17 protein-coding genes are annotated in these 21,074 nt (G+C 69.1%); 8 read left to right on the top strand and 9 right to left on the bottom strand.

The window, feature by feature from the left end:
* From HYV14_00400 to HYV14_00430, 7 genes are all read left to right on the top strand, one after another.
* Positions 1-1,179: response regulator (locus tag HYV14_00400; GenBank protein ID MBI2384451.1), on the top strand; the 1,179-nt coding region annotated here is incomplete at its 5' end.
* Between the two features lie 47 nt (positions 1,180-1,226).
* Positions 1,227-1,913 carry a response regulator transcription factor gene (locus HYV14_00405; GenBank protein MBI2384452.1) on the top strand — a complete coding sequence of 229 codons (687 nt, stop codon included), beginning with the start codon at positions 1,227-1,229 and terminating at the stop codon, positions 1,911-1,913.
* A gap of 55 nt (positions 1,914-1,968) precedes the next feature.
* The gene (locus HYV14_00410; GenBank protein ID MBI2384453.1) at positions 1,969-3,144 is read left to right on the top strand and encodes a hypothetical protein; all 1,176 of its coding nucleotides are present in this window, start codon (positions 1,969-1,971) and stop codon (positions 3,142-3,144) included.
* On the top strand, positions 3,144-4,046 hold the full coding sequence (locus HYV14_00415; GenBank protein MBI2384454.1) for a hypothetical protein: 903 nt from the start codon (positions 3,144-3,146) through the stop codon (positions 4,044-4,046). Before HYV14_00410 ends, HYV14_00415 begins: the two co-directional genes overlap by 1 nt.
* Positions 3,998-5,410 carry a hypothetical protein gene (locus HYV14_00420; GenBank protein MBI2384455.1) on the top strand — a complete coding sequence of 471 codons (1,413 nt, stop codon included), beginning with the start codon at positions 3,998-4,000 and terminating at the stop codon, positions 5,408-5,410. Before HYV14_00415 ends, HYV14_00420 begins: the two co-directional genes overlap by 49 nt.
* The gene (locus HYV14_00425; GenBank protein MBI2384456.1) at positions 5,407-5,844 is read left to right on the top strand and encodes a response regulator; all 438 of its coding nucleotides are present in this window, start codon (positions 5,407-5,409) and stop codon (positions 5,842-5,844) included. The genes HYV14_00420 and HYV14_00425 overlap by 4 nt, the downstream gene beginning before the upstream one ends.
* Positions 5,841-7,310, top strand: coding sequence for a response regulator (locus tag HYV14_00430; GenBank protein ID MBI2384457.1), 1,470 nt, complete (start codon positions 5,841-5,843; stop codon positions 7,308-7,310). Before HYV14_00425 ends, HYV14_00430 begins: the two co-directional genes overlap by 4 nt.
* Here the strand turns inward: HYV14_00430 and HYV14_00435 are convergent.
* From HYV14_00435 to HYV14_00470, 8 genes are all read right to left on the bottom strand, one after another.
* Positions 7,252-7,671 carry a response regulator gene (locus tag HYV14_00435; protein ID MBI2384458.1) on the bottom strand — a complete coding sequence of 140 codons (420 nt, stop codon included), beginning with the start codon at positions 7,669-7,671 and terminating at the stop codon, positions 7,252-7,254. The genes HYV14_00430 and HYV14_00435 overlap by 59 nt on opposite strands.
* Positions 7,664-9,556 (bottom strand): HAMP domain-containing protein, encoded by a 1,893-nt coding sequence (locus tag HYV14_00440; protein ID MBI2384459.1) that lies wholly within the window; start codon positions 9,554-9,556, stop codon positions 7,664-7,666. Before HYV14_00440 ends, HYV14_00435 begins: the two co-directional genes overlap by 8 nt.
* Positions 9,553-10,416 carry a hypothetical protein gene (locus HYV14_00445; protein MBI2384460.1) on the bottom strand — a complete coding sequence of 288 codons (864 nt, stop codon included), beginning with the start codon at positions 10,414-10,416 and terminating at the stop codon, positions 9,553-9,555. Before HYV14_00445 ends, HYV14_00440 begins: the two co-directional genes overlap by 4 nt.
* 14 nt (positions 10,417-10,430) lie before the next feature.
* Positions 10,431-12,461: a TonB-dependent receptor gene (locus HYV14_00450; protein ID MBI2384461.1), complete on the bottom strand. Its 2,031-nt coding sequence runs from the start codon at positions 12,459-12,461 to the stop codon at positions 10,431-10,433.
* 70 nt (positions 12,462-12,531) lie between these two features.
* Complete coding sequence (locus HYV14_00455; GenBank protein MBI2384462.1) at positions 12,532-14,433, bottom strand: TonB-dependent receptor; 1,902 nt, start codon at positions 14,431-14,433, stop codon at positions 12,532-12,534.
* A 35-nt stretch (positions 14,434-14,468) separates the two neighbouring features.
* Complete coding sequence (gene tadA / locus HYV14_00460) at positions 14,469-16,583, bottom strand: Flp pilus assembly complex ATPase component TadA (protein ID MBI2384463.1); 2,115 nt, start codon at positions 16,581-16,583, stop codon at positions 14,469-14,471.
* 1 nt (position 16,584) lies between these two features.
* A complete protein-coding gene (locus HYV14_00465) occupies positions 16,585-16,956 on the bottom strand; it encodes a response regulator (protein ID MBI2384464.1) in 372 nt (123 codons plus the stop codon).
* Positions 16,953-18,836: a response regulator gene (locus tag HYV14_00470; protein ID MBI2384465.1), complete on the bottom strand. Its 1,884-nt coding sequence runs from the start codon at positions 18,834-18,836 to the stop codon at positions 16,953-16,955. The genes HYV14_00465 and HYV14_00470 overlap by 4 nt, the downstream gene beginning before the upstream one ends.
* A gap of 121 nt (positions 18,837-18,957) precedes the next feature.
* Here HYV14_00470 and HYV14_00475 point away from each other — a divergent pair, with 121 nt between their 5' ends.
* Entirely contained in the window at positions 18,958-19,350 is a 393-nt protein-coding gene (locus HYV14_00475) for a response regulator (protein ID MBI2384466.1), read from the top strand.
* Here HYV14_00475 and HYV14_00480 read toward each other — a convergent pair.
* Positions 19,347-21,053, bottom strand: coding sequence for a response regulator (locus tag HYV14_00480; protein MBI2384467.1), 1,707 nt, complete (start codon positions 21,051-21,053; stop codon positions 19,347-19,349). The two genes, HYV14_00475 and HYV14_00480, sit on opposite strands and share 4 nt — an antisense overlap.
* Positions 21,054-21,074 lie beyond the last annotated feature (21 nt).

Raw genomic sequence — 21,074 nt, forward strand, 5'->3', positions numbered from 1 at the left:
GAGGAGCGGCTCAAGGCCGAGGCGGCCCTTCGCGAGAGCCAGGCGAAGCTCCTGCAGTCGCAGAAGATGGAGGCCCTGGGCCGGCTGTCCGGCGGCGTGGCCCACGACTTCAACAACATCCTGACGGCCATCACCGGCTACAGCGAGATGGCCCTGCTGAGCCCGAAGCTCGACGACGGCCTGCGGTCCGACATCCGGGAGATACTCAACGCGGCCTTCCGAGCGGCGGCGCTGACGCGCCAGCTCCTGGCCTTCAGCCGGCGCCAGGTCTTCGCGCCCAAGGTCCTCGACCTCAACCGCGTGCTCGCGGAGCTCGACCGGATGCTCCAGCGCATCATCGGCGAGGACATCAAGCTGACCGTCCTTCCGGCCGCGGACCTCGACCACGTGCACGTGGACGCCGACCAGATCGGGCAGGTCATCCTCAACCTCGTCGTCAACGCCCGCGACGCGATGCCCAAGGGCGGAACGCTCGTGCTGAGGACTTCGAACGTCGTCGTCGACGAGAGGGACCTCCGCCATCACCCGGACGTCCGGCCGGGGCGCTTCGTGAAGCTGTCCGTCGAGGACAGCGGGGTCGGGATGGACGCCGCGACGATGTCCCACATGTTCGAGCCGTTCTTCACGACGAAGCCCAAGGGCACGGGCCTGGGCCTGGCCACGGTCTACGGCATCGTCAAGCAGTCGAACGGCTTCATCGAGGTCGACAGCCGGCCCGGCGCCGGCGCCGCCTTCCGGATATGCCTGCCCGCCGTCGACGCCGAGCTCGACGCCGCGCTCAAGCCGGCGCCCGCCGGGTCGACGAAGGGAACGGAGGCCATCCTGGTCGTGGACGACGACCCCGCCGTCCGCCTCATCGCGAAGCGCATCCTGGAGACCCGGGGCTACACGGTCCGCGAGGCCCGCGACGGCGAGGAGGCGCTGAGGATGTGCCGCGACCCCGACAAGCAGCCCAGCCTGGTGCTGACCGACGTCGTCATGACGGGGATGAGCGGCCCGGAGCTCGCCCGGCGGCTGAAGGCGGCCCGCCCCGGCTGCAGGCTGCTGTTCACCTCGGGCTACGCCGAGGAAAAGATAGCGGAGTCCTCCGCCTCGAGCGGCCATTTCATCTCCAAGCCGTTCACCGCCGCGGATCTGCTCGAGAAGGTGCGCCAGATCCTCGACGCGCCTCCTCCATGAGCGCGGGTTCTTCGCCTGAACGGAGTTGTAATTGGTATAATAAACAAATGAACAGGCGAGTGCTCGTCGTCGATGATGAGAGAGAGCAGCGCTGCCTGCTCCGCCGCCTGCTCGAGAAGAATGGCCTCGAAGTCACCAGCGCCGCCTCCACCCGAGAGGCGCTTGAGATCGTTCGCGACGCGGCCGCCCGTCCCGCCGTCATCCTGAGCGATATCGCGATGCCCGGCCTGGACGGCGTCGCGCTCGTCAAGGCCCTCCAAGCGAGCTCGGAGACCGCCGCGATACCCGCGATCCTGATGACCGGGCGAGCCATCCCGAACGGCATCCTGGAGACCGCCGCCGAGGCGCTGGGTCTCGGGCCGGTCTTCCTCAAGGGCGCCGGGTTCGAATCCCTCCTGCCCCGCGTCGCGGCTCTCCTCCGGCCGCCGGCCGCGCGCAAACGGAGCATCGTCGTCGATCCTCTCAAGCGGGCGGTCTGGATCGACGAGCACCGGCTATCGGAGCTCCCCGCTCGCCGCTTCCAGCTGTTCTGCACGCTTCTGCACGCGCGACGCGCGATGAGCCGCGAGGAACTCCTGGACCGCATCTGGGACGGCAACGACAATCTCAATACCGTCGACGTGACGGTCATGCGCCTGCGCCAGGACTTGAAAGACCTCGCGTTCCTGCGCGTCGACGCCGTTCCCGCCGGCTATCATCTCATCATCGACGACCGGCCGTCCCGGCCCGACTGAGACGTCCTTACAGTCTGTAATCGACAATTCGCGGCGAAATCCCTAGACTCGCGCCATGCCCATGTCGAAATCGTCGTCGCGAGGTCTCGCCGCGGCCGCCGCGTTCGCCGTCCTATCCAGCCCGTCCGCGCGGGCGAAGGTGATCTTCACGGGCTACGGCGACATCCAAGCCACGACCCAGTCCCGCTTCAAGATCGACGGCCCCCCATCCGTGCTCAACTCCTTCAACTTAGGCTCGGGCCGCCTCGAAAGCCGCGGCATGACCATCGACGCCATCGGCCTGTTCGCGACGACGAGCATAGCCGAGGATACGCAAGTGCTGATGGACGTCACCTACCGCGACGTCGGCGTCAACACGCGGACGATCCGCATCCAGTACGCCTATATCGAGCACTTCGCGTACGGCTCCCGTTTCCAGGCGGGAAAAATCACTTTGCCTTTCGGCTGGTACAACCAGAACCGCTTCTACGGCTTCCAACGCGCCTCGATCACGGGCCCCGTGTTCCAGAGCGGCATCCTGGGGCTGCCCATGTCGGATATCGGCGTCTCGGCGAAGCGGACGGTGGACCTCGGGGGCTTCGCGCTGACGGCGGACGTCTACGCGGTCAACGGCTACAGCACGGTGCCGGGCTCAACCGCGAGCTTCCGCAACGCCGGCCTGCCCGGCGGCCTGACGATCGCCAACAACATCGGCAGCCGCGACGCCAACCACCGCATCGCCCTGGGCGGCCGCGTCGACGTCGCGCCCGAGGCGCTCTCGGAGACGAGCGCCGGCGTGTCGTACTACCGCGGCGAATGGGGCGCGGGCGACGCGCGCCTGCTGCAGATGGCCGGGGCGCATGCGCGCGCGCGATTGGCCGGCTTCGATCTCAACGGCGAGTATCTCTATATGCGCGTGCGCGCGGACGAGGGCCTGGTAAGCAACTTCGGCTCCAAGAACTGGCGCACCGACGGGTTCTTCATCAAGGCGGACTACACGAAGCTGACGGCGTTCCGCAAGCCGCTGACCGTATGGGCCCGCTTCGAGGACTATTTCACCCACGGAGACGACGCGGGCCGGGGCCGCGAGGCGCTATGGGCGGCCGCCGCGGGAGCGGCCGTACGGGTCCGGGACGGGGTCGTCCTCAAGGCCGAGGCGAGCGACCTCTACTACAAGCTGCCGTACCAGGGCCTCGGCGATCTCAAGCTCAGCGGCTACTCTCTCCTGCTCGGGTTGACCGTCACTTACTGATGATGACGACCGAAGCCCTCGCGCTGCTGCTGTCGTGCCTGACGCCCCCGTCCTCGGCCGCCGCGCCCGCGCCGCGCGCGGTGACGGTCGTGGTGGGCCGCGCCGACGCGCCGCTGCTCCGGAAGCTGACGGCCGCCGCGCGCGGGCGCGCCGCCCTCTCCGTCCACTCGCTGAAGCCGAACGAGTCGGCCGACCCGATCGAGAAAGGCAGGCTCCTGGCCTCGCTCGCGTCGATGGACTTGATCGTCGCCGTGGGAGACGAGGCGACCGCGTTCGTGACCCGCGAGCTCGAGGACGCGCCGGTATACTTCGTCGGCGCCGGCCTGGTCCCGGGAGAGCGCCTCTCCTCTCCCTCGGTCTCGGGGTTGTTCTCGTACAGCGTCGAGAGCCTGCTCGACGCGGTCGAAGCCATGCTGCCCGGGACGCTCGGCCTCGCCTACACCCCGGGCTACGAGCCCGTCGCCGCCTGGATACGCAAAGGGGCCGCGGAGCGCGGGCTGCCGTTGTCCGAGAGGAGGATCGCGAGCCTCAAGGAACTGGCGCCGGCCGTGCGCGACCTCCTCGAGACCTCACGGGCGATCTGGGTCGTCGGGGACCCCATGCTCGTGCGCGGCGCCGGCTTCGAGTTCCTGCGCGAGCGGAGCCTCTCGCGCGGCGTGCCGATGATCGCCAACGGCCCCTGGGAGGTGCGGCAGGGCGCGCTGCTGGCCTTCGAGCCCGAGGCCGTCGGCCTCAGCTCCCGCGCCGCCGAGATGCTCGGCTCGATCCTCGACGGAGAGCTCGCGCCGGAGGAACGGCTGCAGTCCGCCCCGCGGGAAGGGGCGCTGCTGCTCAACGGGGCGCTCGTCGACAAATGGAACATCTCCCCGCCCGCGGGCAGGCCATGGCGGCTGCTGCGCTGATCCTGAGCGTCCGGGCCCGGGTCGCCGCGGCCGTGGACGCGGCGACTTCCTCCCTGCTCCACTACGATCTCAGCCGCACGGACGTCGTCAAATGGGTCTATTTCGCCCGCCAGGTGTTCGTGGTCATCCTCCTGTCGGTCGTGACGATCGCCGGTCTCTCCGCCTTCATGTCCACCAAGCAGGCGGAGGGGCTGCTCAAGGATTCGCTCAGGAGCGAGGCGCGGACGCTCGCGGAGGCGACGGCCCGCGGCGCCCTCGTGCCCATGATCTTGGAGGACGAGCGGTCGCTCGCCGCGCTCGTGGACTCGAGCCGGACGGTCACGCATATCGGGAGCCTCCGGATCCGCGACGCCGCCGGCCGTGTCCGGCGCGAATTCCGCCCGGAACGCCCCGAGACTCCCGTCCTCCTGGTCGAAGTCCCCATAGTGCCGGTCGTGGAGGCCGACACGGCGCGAACGCCTTCCATGGCGGCGCCCATCGGCTTCGTCGAGGTGGGCATGCGCACGGAGTGGATCGACGCCAAGTCGCGGACCATCGCCCTGACGAACGTCGCCGTCAGCGGACTCCTCGCCGCCGTCGTTGCGCTCGTCGGGATGCTGGTGACCAGAAACCTCGTGGAGCGCACGCGGGAACTGGTCGGCGAGGCGAGGCTGGTCGACGAGGTCAAGCGCGTGAACACCGAGCTGGAGACCTTCTCCTACTCCGTCGCGCACGACCTTCGGGCGCCGCTCCGGTCCATCGACGGCTTCAGCCAGGCCGTCCTGGAGGACTGCGCCGGCAAGTTGGACGCCCAGAGCGCGGAGAACCTCGGCCGCGTGCGCGCGGCCAGCCGACGCATGGCGCAGCTCATCGACGACATCCTCGAGCTTTCCCGCGTCTCGCGCGTCGAGATGCGCCGCGAGCGCGTGGACTTGAGCGCCATGGCGCGGTCGATCGCGGATGAACTCCAAGACGGCGACCGCACGCGCCGCGCCGAGATGTCGGTCGCGCCCGGCCTCACCGTGGAAGGCGACGCCCGGCTCCTGCGCCTCGTCCTGCAGAATCTCCTCGACAACGCCTGGAAATTCACCTCCAGGACGGACCTCGCCCGCATCGAGGTCGCCGGCTTCCGGCAGGCGGACGGGACCCCGGTCTTTTACGTGCGCGACAACGGGGCCGGCTTCGATCCCGCTTACGCCCACAAGCTCTTCGGCACCTTCCAACGCCTTCACAGCGAGGCCGAGTACCCCGGCACCGGAGTGGGCCTCTCGACCGTGCAGCGCATCATCCACCGCCACCGCGGACGAGTGTGGGCGGAAGCCTCTCCAGGACGCGGTGCGACGTTCTATTTCACGATTCCAATGACGCCCGGGAGGACCGCATGAGCGACGCTGAATTCATTCTCCTCATCGAGGACAATCTGGACGACGAGGCCCTCACCTTGCGGGCCCTAAGGAAGAACAACATCGCCAACAAGATCGTCACGGCCCGGGACGGCGCCCTGGCTCTCGAACTGCTGCTGGGACCGGACGCGAAGGGCCCGCCGGCACTCGTGCTCCTCGACCTCAAGCTGCCCAAGGTCGACGGCCTGGAGGTTCTGCGGCGCATCCGGGCCGACGAGCGCACGGCGCTGGTTCCCGTCGTGATCCTGACCTCCTCGAAAGAACAGCAGGATCTGATCGCCGGCTACAAGCTGGGGGCCAACAGCTACATCCGCAAGCCCGTGGACTTCAACCAGTTCGTCGAGGCCGTGAGGCAATTGGGACTGTACTGGCTCGTCCTCAACGAGGCCGCGCCGAGGCTGGACGACCGCCCGTGACGCCGACCGGCGAGGAAGGAGGACTGCGCATCCTGATGCTCGAGGACGATCCGGGCGACGCCGCGCTGATCCGGCGCGCGCTCGCCCGGACGGCCGCGACGGCGTCCACGCGCTGGGCGCGGACGCGCGCGGAGTTCATCGAGGCGCTCGAGAACTTCTCCCCCCACCTCGTCCTCTCGGACTACAAGCTTCCCGTCTTCGACGGGCTCTCCGCCCTGGCTCTCGTCCGGGAAAAGACGCCGGACATCCCGTTCATCCTGGTCTCAGGGACGATCGGAGAGGATGCGGCGGTCGAGGCGCTCAAGCGCGGCGCCACGGACTATGTGCTCAAGAACCATCTCGAGCGGCTCGAACTCGTGCTGAACCGGGCGCTGCGGGAGCGGCGCGAGCGGGAGGAGCGGCTCAAGGCCGAGGCGGCCCTTCGCGAGAGCCAGGCGAAGCTCCTGCAGTCGCAGAAGATGGAGGCCCTGGGCCGGCTGTCCGGCGGCGTGGCCCACGACTTCAACAACATCCTGACGGCCATCACCGGCCTCCTGACCTTCAGCCGGCGCCAGGTCTTCGCGCCCAAGGTCCTGGACCTCAACCGCGTCCTCGCGGAGCTCGACCGGATGCTCCAGCGCATCATCGGCGAGGACATCAAGCTGACCATCGTCCCGGCCGGGGACCTCGCTCACGTGCGCGTCGACGTCGACCAGATCGGGCAGGTCATCCTCAACCTCGTCGTCAACGCCCGCGACGCGATGCCCCAGGGCGGGACGATCGTCCTGGACACGGCCAACGTAGAGCTCGACGAAACGGCCCTATCGGCGCAGCCCGACGTCCGCCCGGGCCGCTTCGTGAGGCTGTCCGTCCGGGACTCCGGCGCGGGCATGGACGCCGGGACGCTCTCGAGGCTCTTCGAGCCGTTCTTCACCACGAAGAGCAAGGGCACGGGCCTGGGCCTGGCCACGGTTTACGGCATCGTCAAGCAGTCGAACGGCTTCATCGAGGTCGACAGCCGGCCCGGCGCCGGCGCCGTCTTTCGGGTCTACCTTCCCGCCGTCGAAGGCGCGGCCGAGCAGGTCCTCAGGCCTCCCGCGCCGGGGTCGCTGCGCGGCGACGAGACCGTCCTCGTGGTCGACGACGACGCGGCGGTCGCGCTCATCGCGCGCCGCATCCTGGAGAGCCACGGCTACGCGGTCGTCGTGGCCCGCGGCGGCGAGGAGGCCCTGCGCCTCTACGGCGACCCCGGGAAGCCCCTCGACTTGATCGTGACCGACGTCGTCATGACGGCGATGAGCGGCCCGGAGCTCGCGCGCCGGCTGAAGGCGGCCCGCCCCGGCTGCAGGCTGCTGTTCACCTCGGGCTACGCCGAGGAAAAGACAGAGGAATCCTCCGCCTCGAGCGGCCATTTCATCTCCAAGCCGTTCACCGCCGCGGATCTGCTCGTGAAGGTGCGACAGATCCTCGACGCGCCTCCTCCGTGAGCGTCTCTCGTATGCGCGCGGCGAGGAGGCGGACGTCGAACGGCTTGAGGAGGAAATCGACCGCCCCCCGCCGCATGGCGAGAACGGCCATCTCGACCGTCCCGAAGCCGGTCATCACGATCGCCGGCGTCCGCGGCCGCGTCCCGGCGGCGGCCTCCAGGACGTCGTAGCCTCCCTGGCGCGGCATCGTGACATCCGTGACCACGAGGTCGATGCCTCCCTCCGAGAGGAGCTCCGCGGCCTCCCGGCCGTCGCGCGCCACGACGACGACGAACTCGGATCCGCCGAAGGTCCAGCGGAGCATGTCGCGCATGCCCGCCTCGTCGTCCACGATGAGAACGACCTTCCTCGATTCACCCATGGGATATGCTCCCCTTGGCCGCCGGATCGAGCGCGCGCTCGGCGCTCTTCTCCCGGCGGCGCTGCGCGAGCTCTCTTTCGAGCTCCTGCCCCGTGCGCACGGGCAGCTTGACGGTGAACTCCGTCCTTCCGGGACGGCTCTCCACCGAGATCTCGCCCGAGTGCTTCTGCACGATCTCGCTGACGAGGCTCAGCCCGAGCCCGGTGCCCTGCCCGATCGGCTTGGTCGTGAAGAAGGGATCGAATATCCTCGGCAGCGCCGCGGCCGGGATCCCCGTGCCGTCGTCGACGAAGCGCAGGAGGATCCAGGAGTGCGGCGGCCGCTCGAGCAGCTCCGTGGACAGGGTCAGATTGCCGCCGTTCGGCATCGCGTCGATGGCGTTCTTCGCCAGGTTCATGATCACCTGCTCGAGCTGGTTCTTGTTGCCCAGGACCGGGGGCAGGTCCTTGGCGATCTCCGTCGACAGGACGACGCGGCTGAGCTTCGCCTGGGTCCGGATCAAGGCCAGCGACTGCTCGACGGCCTCGTTGACGTCCGTCGGGGCGCGCTCCACCTGGGAGGTGCGCGCGAACGTCAGGAGGTTCTGCACGAGGGCCTTGCAGCGCAGGGCCTCGCGCTCGATCGACTTGATCGGCAGCTCGAGCTCGTCCTCCGGAGCCAGCTGGCGAGCCAGGCCCTGCGCGAAGCCCAGGATCACCCCGAGGGGGTTGTTGATCTCGTGCGCCACGCCGGCCGCGAGCTGGCCGACCGCGGACAGCTTCTCGGACTGGTGCATGCGCGCCTCCAGCTTGCGCAGGTCGCTGACGTCCTTGGCGGCGCCGATGTAGCCCGTGATCCTGCCGTCCGCGGCCTTGATCGCGGACGAGGAGAACAGGATCGAGACCTTCTCTCCGGACTTGGTCTTGAAGCGCGCGGCCGCGTTCTTGGCGGCCGTCGTGAACGAGGCCTCGTCTCCGTCGAGCAGGTCCGCGCCGGGCCGCCCGAGCAGGGACTCCTTGGGCCAGCCGAGGAGCTCGATCGCGGCGGGGTTCACGAGCACGATCGCGCCCGCCGCGTCGGTCACGACGACGCAGTCCCGGATGCTGTCGAGGATGTCGTTGAAGAAGCCCTTGGAGACCGTCGCGCGCCCGAGCTCGAGGCTCATCTCGTTGAAGCTCCGCGCCAGCTCCCCGATCTCGTCGCCCGTCGTCACGGGGACGCTGCCTCCGTAGTCTCCGCCGCGGATCTTCGAGGTCGCGGTCGCGAGCAGCGCGATCGGCGCCAGGAGCCGCCGCAGGAAGAAGAAAAGGAGGAGCGCCGAGACCCCCCCGAGGACCAGGACCAGGCGATGGATCCCCGCGCCGATCCGGCGCTCCGTCTCGACCGCCGCGTCGAGGGGAAGGCCGACGAGAAGCAGCCCGACGCGCGGGCCCTTCAGCCCTCCGTCCGAGCCCGAGAGGAGGAACTCCTCGTCCGGGTCCCGCTCCGTCTCGCCGAAGACCGGGAACGTCATCACGAGCATAGGGCGCCCGCCGATCGCCTTCTCGAAGGAGCGGCTCCGCTCGCTCCGCAGGGCCGCCCCGGTCTCGGAGTCGCCGTAGACCTCGCCGACCTCGGCGACGTTGCTGTGAGCGACGACGCGCCCGGCGTTGTCGAGCGCGGCCGCGTAGGCCCCGCCGCTGACGCGGAGGTAGCCGGTAAGGATCGGCAGGAGGCGCTTCTCGTCGGCCTCGGTCATGGTGGGCGCCAGAGCGCGGGTGACCGCCTCCGCCTCCTGCTCGCCGTGCTCCCGGATCTGGGAGAGGAGGGCGGAGTGAACGGCCTTGCGGGAGTAGACAACGACGCCCTCGCCCGCGAATAAGGCGGCGAGAGCGACGCCGAGGAGCACCTTCGTGTACAGGCTCATGGCAGCACCAGGTTCGCCGCTCCGATCGCCTTCGCGGGGACGGTGAGACCCGCCTCCGCCGCCGCGGCGCGGTTGACGGCGACGCGCACCAAGCCCGTATAGAGCTCGGCCGGCGAGGCGCGGCCCTTCTGGGCGCTCTTGGCCGCCTCGGCCATCATGCGTCCCATCTCCTTGTAGCTCACCGACACCGCCGCGGTCGCGCCTTGCTCCGCGAGGCCCTCGGTCGGGACGTAAAACGGGACGTCGTTGTCGTAGGAGAAACGCTTGAGTATCTCGAAGTTCCTCGCGTTGATGAGGAGGGGATCCGGCGGGAGCCAGATCGCGTCGATCCCGCTCTTGAGGGCGCGCAGCCGGCTCGGAAGGGCGTCCCCGTCCTCCAGCCTCTCCGCGGTCACCGCGACGCCGCGAGCCGCGCCCGCTTTGACCAGCCGCGCCGCGCTCCCGACGTGCGGCGCACTGGTCCAGAGCACGGCCAGCCGCTTGAGCCCGGGCTGGAGCGACTTCAGCCTTTCCAGCAGAGCCGCGGCCTCCGGCTCCATCATGATCTTGATCGACGGGCCATCGTGGGACCCGCGAGCGATGAGCGCGCCCGGAGCGACCGCGTAGACGACGGTCACGCGGTCGGGATAGCGCTGCATGGCCGCCTTCCCCCCGAACGCGAGGACGACCTTGGCGGCGGCCGGGAGCGCCGCGCCCATCGGCAGGACGGGCACCGGCTTCCCGAAGGCGGCCTGGAAGCCGTCGAAGGTCTCCTGCTGGGCGCGCTGGCTCGAAGCCAGGACGGCCACGACCTCCTGCGCGCGCGCCCCCCGGGCCGAGGCCGCGAGGAGCAGCGCGAGCAGCAGTCCGTCGATCTTCATTCGTCGTCGCGAGTTCAAAATTTATAGCTCACGGTGTAGTCGATCCGGCGCCCGCTGACGAGCGGCATGGATTCGAGCGTGCGCTGCCGCACGTACTCGGGCACGACGATCGTCCCGCCGGCCGCGTTGCGGACCGCCAAGGCGTGCCGGAAGGAGTCCTTCTTGAAGCCCACGCTCACGTCCGCCCAGGCCTGCGCGGGAAGGCGCGTCCGAAGGGTCTCCATGCTCGAGTAATGGTAGGCCACGAGGCTGCAGAAGAGCTCCCCGACGCCAGCGGGACCCGGGACGTTCCCCGACACGCCCGTGGAAAGCGTATAGCGAGGGACGAACTTGAAGTTCGAGGACTGGCCGCCGGAGAGGCCGAAGACTCCCGGCGCCGGGACGTCGTTCGAGTCGCCGCGCCCGCCGTGGATGTAATTGAAGGCCGCGAAGGCGCCGAACCGCCGGGCCGCGTAGCGCGCCTCCAGCTCGGCGCCCTCGGCGTTGTACCTCCGGGCGTTGTCGTAGAAGTTCGCGTTGGCGAAAGTCTGGCCGTCCCGGGTGAAGTCGCCTCGGCTGCGGACGATGGTGTTGATGTAGTCCACGTAGTAGACCGTCGCCTGCCCGAAAAGCCTTTCCCAGGAGGTCAGATAGGACAGCTCTACGGAGGAGGTCTTCTCCGGCCGCAGAGCGGGATTGCCCAGGACGGTCACCGGGGAGTTTTGGAAATAGAGCTCGAAGGGCGTGGGCGCGCCGAACGACTGGCCGGCCATGAACTTCAGGCTGTTGCGCTCGTCGACCATGTACACCGCGGAGAGGCGCGAGGACACGTCGTCGCCGAAGGCCGCGTTGTGGGTGAAGCGCGTGCCGAGCAGGAGCTTCCAGGGACCACGGTCGTAGCCGAGCTGGCCGAAGATCGAGCCCTCCCAGACGACGCGGTCGTCCATCTTGTTGTCGGCGACCACGGCCTGGGAACTGCTGACGAAGTTGTTGTAGCGCTCGGCCACGCGGTATTCGTGGCTGCCGCCGAACTCCAGGCTGAACGGGCCGGGGAGGTCGGCCGCGGCGCTCAGAGCGTTGACGTACCGCGTGCCCAGGATGTCCGAGCGAAGGGAGTCCGCGGCGTCCCTCGGGATCTGCCGCCGCTGCCGGTCGACGGTCCCGGAGTACTTCAAGTCCGACAGGCTCGGGCCGAAGGAGTAGGAATAGCTCACGAGCTCCATCTCCTTGTCATGCGGCTTGCCCGCGCCGCTCGCCAGCGAGACGGCGTTGCCGCCGTAGTCCTGGACGCTGTTGGACACGTTCGCCAGGAGGCTGTGCCCGCCGTTTTGCCAGCGCGCGTTGACGTTGCGCACGCTGAAGTACTCGTTGAGCTCGAAGACCGTCCGCGTGTCGTCCGAGAACGAGAGGCTCGGGCTTCGCCGGCTCGAATGGTCCGCCGACAAGAACAAGAAGGCGTCCTCCTTCGCGCGCGCGTAGACGCCCGCGGCCCGGGAGACCTCGACCGAGCCCGCGAGGCCTCCGTGCCCGCTGCCGATCCCGGCTGCGGCCGCGGCGAGGCTGGCGCCTTTTTCCGGCCGGCGCAGGACGATGTTGACGACCCCCGTCAGCGCGTTGGAGCCGTAGAGCACGGACGCCGGGCCTCGGAGCACCTCGATGCGCTCCACGGAGTCGATCCCGACCCGGTCGATGTCCCCCTCGCCGGTCACGGCGTTCCACGCCGGCACGCCGTCGATGGTCACGAGCACCTTGTTGGCGTAGTGCTCCTGAAGGGCGCCTCGGAAAGTGGGAACGTGCTGCATCGCATACGTCCGCCAGACCATGACCCCGGCCACGCTCTGAAGGGCGTCGGCCACGGTCTCGTAGTTGTACGTCTCGATCAGCCTCCGGTCGATGACCGTGACGTTGGACACGCTGTTGAACACCGTCTCCGGCTTGGTGGAGGCTATCCGGATCGCCTGCGCCTCCTCCTCGAAGAGCCGGAAGGCGTCGTCTTCGGCGCGCGCCGCGCCCGACGGGGCCGCGACGAGCGCCGCGATCAGAACGCGCTTCAAGGCTCTTTCCATCACGTAGGGAGTGTACGGCGTCGGAGCGCCGCCCGAGCTTAGTGCCGGCTTAAATGAAGCTTATGCGCGCTCAGCGCGCCAACCGCACGCTGACCCCGGCCTGATAGGTCCTCGGCACGACCAGCCCGTCGGCGAACTCGACGTGCCGGGCCCGCGCGAGGTTCTGGCAGGCGGCGAAGAGCTCCCAATCCGGCCTGGGGCGATAGGCCAGCTTCGCGTCCACGCGCCAGTACGCCGGGATGTCCAAGGTCTGGTTCGTGGTCCGCGCGTACAGCGTGTGGCCGTCCTGGTAGCCCGCGTTGAGGCCGAGAGAGAACCCGCGCCCGAGCGCCGCCAGCCCGCCGAGGTTCACCTTGTGCGGCGGGGTGCCCTTGGCGACGTTGACGACCGCCTTCGCGTCGGAGAGGCTCTCATAAGTGTAGTTGGCGTAGACGGAGCGCCGCGCGTCCCACCGCCAGCTCCACTTGGCCTCGACGCCTCGCGCGATGGCCTTGTTGTCGTCGGCGAAGGACAAGGTCAGCAGCGGAAAATTGAAGCTCTGGGTGACGGTCCGTCCGAGCCGGTCGATGCGCAGGTAGAAGAGGTTCGCCTCCACCTGCATGCGCTTGTCGAGCAGGAGGCCCTGGTAGCTGACCTCGTGGGAGCGCAGACGCTGCGGCCTGATCCCGGGGTTGCCGACCAGAAGGAGGCTCGCGGAGGACTGCTGGCGCGCGGCCTTGTTGTACAGCGTCGGGATCGTCGGGGCCAGGCCGTAGGAGGCGCGGAAGGTATGGTTGTGCCAGGGGGTGGCGACCGCGGCGAATTGATACGCCGGCTCGACGCCGCCGGTGTCCGAGTGCTCGACGGACAGGGCGCCGATCAGGTTCAGGCGGGGCAGGACGCTCGAGGTCTGGCTCGCGAAGCCGCGCTGGATGGCGTTCTTCTGGTACGGATGGCCGGAGAACAGCCGCGTCGACTCGATCCCGGTGTAGCGGAAGCTGCCGCCGTACACCGTGTGCTGGCGGCCGTCCATCCAGTCGAGCCGGTGCGAGACCTCCGCGTCGTACTGGTACTCGCGCACGGTGAGGAGACTCCCCGAGGACGGGACGTAGGTCCGCAGGTCGTGGCGGCGCGAGATCATGGTCTGGACCGAGGAGTCCGGATCGGGGTCGTAGGAGTGCTTCAGCATCTCGAAGTGGTGGCGAAAGCGCGCCGAGGGCAGGTCGGGGTCGATGACGCCGAGGTTGTCCCACGAGCCGCCGGCCATGAGCTCCAGCGTGGTGCGGTCCGTCGGGGTCCAGAGCGCGCGAGCGCTGCCCTTGTTGGAGTAGAGATAATCCTGCCCGACGGCGCCCGCGGTCGTCGGGTAGCCGCGCTGCTCCTTGTGGGCGAGGCTCAGGCGGTAGGCTCCCGCTTTTCCGCCGTCCTCGTAGGACGCCTGCTCGCGGTGCAGCCCTTCGTTGCCGCCGAGGGCCTCTCCCGAGAGGGTCCGTCGCGCGGCGGGCCTGCGCGTGATGATGTTGACGACGCCGAGGCCGGCGTTCGAGCCGTACAGCGCCGCGTTGGGCCCGCGGATGATCTCGATGCGCTCGATGTCCTGGGCCTGGACGGGGAGCGCCTCCCAGACCGCGCCGCCCGAGAGGCCGGTGTAGACGCTGCGCCCGTCGAGCAGCACGAGCATGTTGTCGACGAACTCGGCCGGGAAGCCCCGGATGGACACGAGCGCGCGGTTGCCCTCCCCCGAGCGGCCGTCCACGACGTTCATGCCCGCGCGGAAGCGCATGTAGTCCCAAAGGTTCACCGCCCCGGAGTCGCGGATATCATCGGCCGTGACGATCTCCACGGCGACCGGAGCCTCGCGGACGGCCTCGGGCCGCCGGGAGGCGGTCACGACGCGGGACTCCTCCTCGAAGAGCCCGAACGGGTCGTTGACGGCGCGCGCGGGGACGGCCGCGTGGGCCGCGATCAAGAAGGCTGTGAGGGCTCGTTTCACGCTGCTTGCTATATTGTAATCTATATCATCTCGTTTTACACATACTCGCCGCGGCGGAACTGCGCCTTCACGCGGGCGCGAAGGACCTTCGGGCTGAACGGCTTGGTCATGTAGTCGTCGGCGCCGACCTCGAGCGCCAGCGCCTGCGACTCGGCCTCGCTCATCGCCGTGACGACCATGACCGGCAGCCCGCCCAGTCCCATCTCCCCGCGGAGCTTCTTGACGACCGCGAAGCCGTCGACCTCGGGCATCATCAGGTCGAGGAGCACGAGGTCGGGCTTGGCCCGCGCGATCTCCGCGAGGGCCGAAGCGCCTCCGTCCGCCTCGACGAGCTCGTAGCCGTCAGGCCCGAGCGCGGCGGAGATCACCGCGCGGTTGTCGGCGACGTCGTCGACGACGAGCACCCGCTTGCGGGTCTTCGCGGGCTCGGCCGGCTTCGCCGGCGCCGTCATCCGCGGCTCGAAGTAGAAGGCTCCCTCCTCGAGCGCGACGTCGCCCCGCGAGACGTGCCAGAGGGCGTCGTCGGACAAGGTCGTCAGCCAGCCGGACGCCAGCGCTTCCTCGCGCAGGCCGCGTCCGCCCGGGGCGGCGTTGAGCGCCAGGCGCGCCGCCGGATCGCGCAGATCCAGCAGCTCCGTCAGGGCGACGCGGCCTCGCAGGCCCGTGAACGAGCAGCGCTCGCAGCCTTTCCCCTTATAACGCCTCTCCGGAAGTCCCGCCGCGCGCAGCCTGGCCGCGAGGGCCGGCTCGACCGGGAGCTCGACGCGGCAATCGGCGCAAACGCGGCGGACGAGACGCTGCGCGACGACGCCGATGAGCGCCGGCGCCATCTTGAAGCGCTCGACTCCCATGTCCAGCAGTCGGCTGACCGTCGCGACGGCGTCGTTCGTGTGCAGGGTCGAGAACACCATATGGCCGGTCAGGGCGGCCTGGAACGCGATGTCGGCCGTCTCGCGGTCGCGGATCTCGCCGACCAGGACGACGTCGGGATCCTGGCGCAGGACGGAGCGCAGCGCCGAGGCGAACGTCATCCCGGCCTTCTCGTTGACCTGGACCTGGCTGATGCCCGCGAGACGGTACTCGATCGGGTCCTCGACCGTCACGATGTTGATGTCCTCGGACTTCAGGCGGTGGAGCAGCGAGTAGAGCGTCGTCGTCTTGCCCGAGCCCGTCGGCCCCGTGATCAGGAGCATGCCCGAGTCCGAGCCGGCCACGGCCGTCAGGCGCGCCAGGAGGTCCGGCCGGAGGCCCAACGACTCGAGGGGCATCTCGGCCGCGCGCTTGTCGAGGACGCGCAGCACGGCCTTCTCCCCGAAAGAGGTCGGGATCGTCGACACGCGCAGGCCGACCTCCTCGAGCCCGACCTTGAGCTTCGCGCGCCCGTCCTGCGGCCGGCGCCGGTCGGCGACGTCCAGGCTGGCCATGATCTTGATGCGCGAGACCAGCGGCCCCTCGCCGATCGACTTGGGTATCCTCATCATGCTGCGGAGGTCGCCGTCGATCCGGTAGCGGACCAAGGTGACGCTCTCCTCGTGCTCGATGTGGATGTCCGACGCCTTCATGCGCACCGCCTGGGCGATCAGCAGGTTCGCGAGGCGGATGACCGGGAGCGCGACCGAGGTCGGCGCCGCCTCCAGCTCCTCCGAGTCGTCCTCCAGGCACTCGACCGACGCCTCGTCGGGGAGCCGCTTCAGGAGGTCGAAGATCGCGGCGTCGGAGCCGTAGCCGGCGGAGATCAGCTCCTCGATCTTGTCGGGCAAGCCGTAGGCCGCCGTCGCGCGGCGGCCGGACAGCGCCGAGACCTCGTCCAAAGCGGCCGTGTCGAGCGGGTTGGCCATGAGCATCTCGATGGTCTCGCCGACGAGGGCGAGCGGCACCATCATGTGCCTCTGGCACAGGCGCTCCGGCACGAGCGCGAGCGCCATCTTGTCCAGGGAGGCGCGATCGGGCTCCGCGAAGCGCAGCCCGTACTGGCCCTCGACCGCCTCGGCCAGCCGTCCTTTCGTGATCGTCCCCCGCCGCACGAGCTCCTGCGACGCGTACGGCGAGGCCCCCGGCCCGGCGCCGTCCCAGGCGTCCGCGCCCAGGAGGCCTTTCGCCGTCAGGAGGCGGATCAGCCATTCGTCGGCGCAGCGCGCGTCGACGCGCATGTCAGCGGCCCACCTTGCCGCGGATCTTCTCGACGACGTCCTTGGGGACGCACGGTTTCGAGACGTAGCCGTCGCAGCCCGCCTCCTTCGCCTTGAGCTCGTCGCCGGCCAGCGCGTAGGCCGTGAACGCGAACACGGGGATGTCCCGGGTCTGGGGCATGGCCTTGATGCGGCGGATCGCGTCCCAGCCGCTCACGCCGGGCATCGCCATGTCGAGCAGGATCAGGTCCGGACGCTCCCGGAGGGCGAGCTCGACGGCCTCGTCGCCGTCGGACGCCTCGCAGACCTTGTAGCCCGAGGCGGCCAGCGCGGCGGCCATGATGGCGCGGTTGTCGGGCTCGTCGTCCGCGACCAGTATCGTGCGCGGGGTCATTTCGCCACCGCCAGGGCCTGGAGCTTCTCCTTGAGCGTCTCGAGGATGGCCGTGAGGCTGACCGAGCCCTTCTCGATCACCTTGACCGCCTTGCGCTCGAGCTCGGCCAGCTGCTCGGGGTCGAGATTGCGCCCGGTCAGGATGAACACCCGCATGGCCCTGAACTCGCTGTTCTTCTCGAGCTTGCCGAGGATCTCGAAGCCGTTCATGTCGGGGAGGTTCAGGTCGAGGAAGAGGACGTCGGGCGGAGGCTTCGCGGCGAGCGCGGAGAGCGCGGCGGCGCCGGTCGGGGCCGATTCCACGCTGTAGCCCTCGCCCGCGAGGCCGAGCTGGATCAACTCGCGTATGCCCTCGTCGTCGTCGACGACGAGGACGCGCTTCCCCCTCACGAGCTCCAACCCCGCGAGCTTCTCGAGCAGGGTCCGCCTCTCGAACGGCTTGACGATGTAGTCGGCGATGCCGAGGGAGAAGCCCAACGCCCTGTTCTCCATGATCGAGAGGATGATGACCGGGATCGAGCGCAGCTCCGGATCGCTCTTCAGCGACTGGAGCACCGACCAGCCGTCGCGATGAGGCATCATGATGTCGAGCGTGATGACGAACGGCTTCAGCTTGCGGGCGAGGGCCAGCCCCTCCTCTCCCGACGTCGCGCCCACCAGAGCGTAGCCCGTGCCGGTCAGGCTGTCGCGCAGGAGCCGGAGGACCTCGGGATCGTCGTCGATGGCGAGGAGGACCTTCTTCGCGCCGACCGCGAACGGGACGGCGGTCAGCGAGTCCTGGGGAGCGACCGCCTGCTCCATGCTCACGATGAAGTCCGCGCCGCGTCCGGGCTCGCTTTCCACCGTGATCGTCCCGCCGAGGAGCTCCACGAGCTTCTTCGTGATCGACAGCCCGAGGCCGGTCCCCCCGAACTTGCGCGTGGCGGCGCCGTCGAGCTGCTTGAAGTCCTCGAAGATCGCCGCGACGTCCTTGGCCTCGATCCCGGGGCCGGTGTCCCGAACGGACAGCAGGACGCCGCCGCCGTCGGGCCGCCTCCGCGCGCGCAGAGTCACGCCGCCCGCGGACGTGAACTTGACCGCGTTCCCCGTCAGGTTGATCAGGACCTGCTTGATCTTGGTCTTGTCGCTGCGGATCAGCAGGAGCCCGTCCGACTCCACCTTCAACGCCAGGCCCTTCTCGTCGGCCAGGCACTGCATCGTGTCCGCGACCTCGGCCACGAGGCCGCACAGGTCGAACTCCTCTATATGCGTCGGCATCATGCCCGCGTTGAGCTTCGAGAAGTCGAGGATGTTGTTGATCAGCGCGAGCAGGTTCTTCGAGTTGATGAGGACGCGGTTCAGCGCCTGAGCCTGGGCGGGAGGGACCTCGCCGTATATCTCGTCGAGGATCAAGGACGAGTAGCCGACGATCGCGTTCAACGGCGTGCGCAGCTCGTGGCTCATGTTGGCCAGGAACTCGGACTTGAGGCGGTTGAGATGCTCGAGCTTCCCGACCTTCGCCCTGAGGCGTCCGCGCTCCAGGGCCTTTTCCAGGAGGTCGCACAGCTGGTCCAGCTCGTACGGCTTGGCCACGTAGTCGTAGGCGCCCAGCTTCATCGACTCCACCGCGTTCTCGAGCGTCGCGTAGCCGGTGACCATCACGACCTCGATGTGCGGGAGCGTCTCCTTCAGCGCCTTCAAGGTCTCGATCCCCCCCATCTCGGGCATCATCAGGTCGCACAGCGCGAGGTCGAAGGCGTCCTGCTTCGCCTTCGCGACGGCCTCCTTCCCGTTGGCCGCCGTCGTCACGGCGTAGCCTCGTCCGCTCAGGCCGTAAACGAGCATGTCGCGCAGGCCCTTCTCATCGTCGATCACGAGTATCTTGGGTTTGGGTTGATCCATGCGGACAGAGTAGCGGCCGGAGATTCGCCCGCTCTTATCCTGCCCTTAATAGGCGCTTAAACCGGCGCCTCGACGTCTTTGCCCCCTGCGCGCGCGCTCGTACTCTGCTATCCTAAAGAGCGTGAACGACCAGAACGCGCCGGTCCGGGTGCTCGTCATCGACGACGAGAAGGGCCTGCGCGACATGCTGTCCTACACCTTGCGGCGGATTCGCTTCGGGGTCGCCGTCGCCGAGGACGGGGAGAAAGGCCTCGAGGCGGCGCGCGCCGCGGACTTCGACGTCGCGATCTGCGACGTCATGATGCCCGGCCTGGACGGCATGGCGGTCCTCGAGACCCTCAAGCGGGAGCGCCCCGCGCTCGAGATCGTCATGGTCACCGGCTTTCCGACCGACGAGACGGCCGCGCGCGCCAAGGAGCTCGGCGCCTTCGATTACCTGGCCAAGCCGTACGAGGTGATGTCGCTGCGGACGACGCTCGAGAAGGCGGCCGCCCGCAAGCGAGCGCGGGGTTAGGCCGGGGCCCGGGAGGGCGCGGGAGCCAGTATCTCCCGGATCTTCTCCGTGAGCGCGCGCGGCGAGAACGGCTTCTGGAGGAACGGGGTCCCGGGCGACAGGACGCCGTGCCGGGCGGTCTCGTCGTCCGTGTAGCCCGACATGTAGAGGACGCGGGTCTCCGGTCTCAGCGCCGCGACGCGCTCGAAAAGGTCTCTCCCGCTCATCCCGGGCATGATGATGTCGGTGAGGACGACGTCGACGCGGCCGGGGCGTCCCTGGAGCAGCCGCAGCGCCGCCTCTCCGTCGGCCGCGGCCAGGACCTCGTAGCCCTGTTCGAGCAAAGTCCGGCAGATCAGCTTCCGGACGGACGCCTCGTCCTCCACGACCAGGACGGTCTCGGAGCCGGCGGTCCTCCCCGCGCCCTGCGGGGCGTCCGACGCCGCGTTCACGGCGCCGTCCGGGAGGCGGGGGAAATGGATCCGGAACCTCGTCCCGCGGCCCAGGGCGCTGTCGACCGCGATGTGCCCCCCGCTTTGGCTGACGATGCCGTAGACCGTCGAGAGCCCCAGGCCCGTCCCCTTCCCCTTCTCCTTGGTCGTGAAGAACGGCTCGAACGCGCGCGCGAGCGTCTCGGCTTCCATGCCGATGCCGCCGTCGCTCACCGAGATCATGACCGCCCGGGCCCCGAGCGGGCTGTCGTCGGCCGGGACGTCGCCCGTCTCGATGACGATCCTCCCTCCGCCGGGCATGGCGTCGCGGGCGTTGACGATCAGGTTCATGAACACCTGCGACACCTGGCCCGGGTCCGCCATGATCCGTCCCAAACCGGACTCCAGGCGCGTGACGAGCTCGATGTCCTCGCGGATGAGGCGGCGCATCATGCTCTCGATCTCCACGATCGTCTCGTTGACGTCCAGTATCTCGGGCTTGAGCACCTGCTTGCGGCTGAAGGCCAGGAGCTGGTGCGTGAGCGCCGCCGCGCGGTCCGCCGCTTTCTCGATCTCCTCCGCGTCCTGGCGCATCGCGTCGTCCGCCTTGGCGGACTCCCTGAGGAACACGCTGTAGCCCTTGATGGCCGTGAGGATATTGTTGAAATCGTGGGCGATGCCTCCCGCGAGCCGGCCGACCGCCTCCATCTTCTGGGACTGCGCGAGAGTCCGGTCCATCGCCTCGACGCGCGCGCGGGCTCCGGCGAGATCGAGGCGCTGGACGCGCTCCTTGAAGGAGATGCGCGACGTCACGGCCGCGGCGAATCCCAGCACGCCGAGCTTGATGATGAACTCGCACGCCTCCCACTCCCGGCTCTCCCAGAACGCCTCCAGGTAGAAGAAGGCCAGGAACCCCGCCGCCGCGGCGCAGGCGCCCAGCACGTGGCGGCGGTCGAGATGCAGGCACGCGGTGAAGATCGGCAGGAGATACAAGGGCCAGAAACTCGACTGCGCGCCGCCGGAAAGGCCGAGGACGAGGGAGCACAGCGCCACGTTGACCGCCATCGAGACCAGCGGCGCCGCCGTCCCGCCGCGGGCGCGGAGCAGGCGGTGGTAGCCGAGGTTGAAGGCGAGCATGGCCGCGAAGGCCCAGAGGATGTCCGGGTAGCGGACCAGGGGATTATCCCGGCCGAGCATGGCCACCACGCCCATCGCGAGAGAGAACACGATCTCCTGGTACTGCAGGGCGTTGGGGTCCACCGCGGAGGACGACGCGTCGAGTTGGTCGGCCATGATCTGGTCATGAGGATATCG

The sequence above is a fragment of the Elusimicrobiota bacterium genome (genome assembly GCA_016182905.1).
Lineage (GTDB): Bacteria > Elusimicrobiota > Elusimicrobia > UBA1565 > UBA9628 > GWA2-66-18.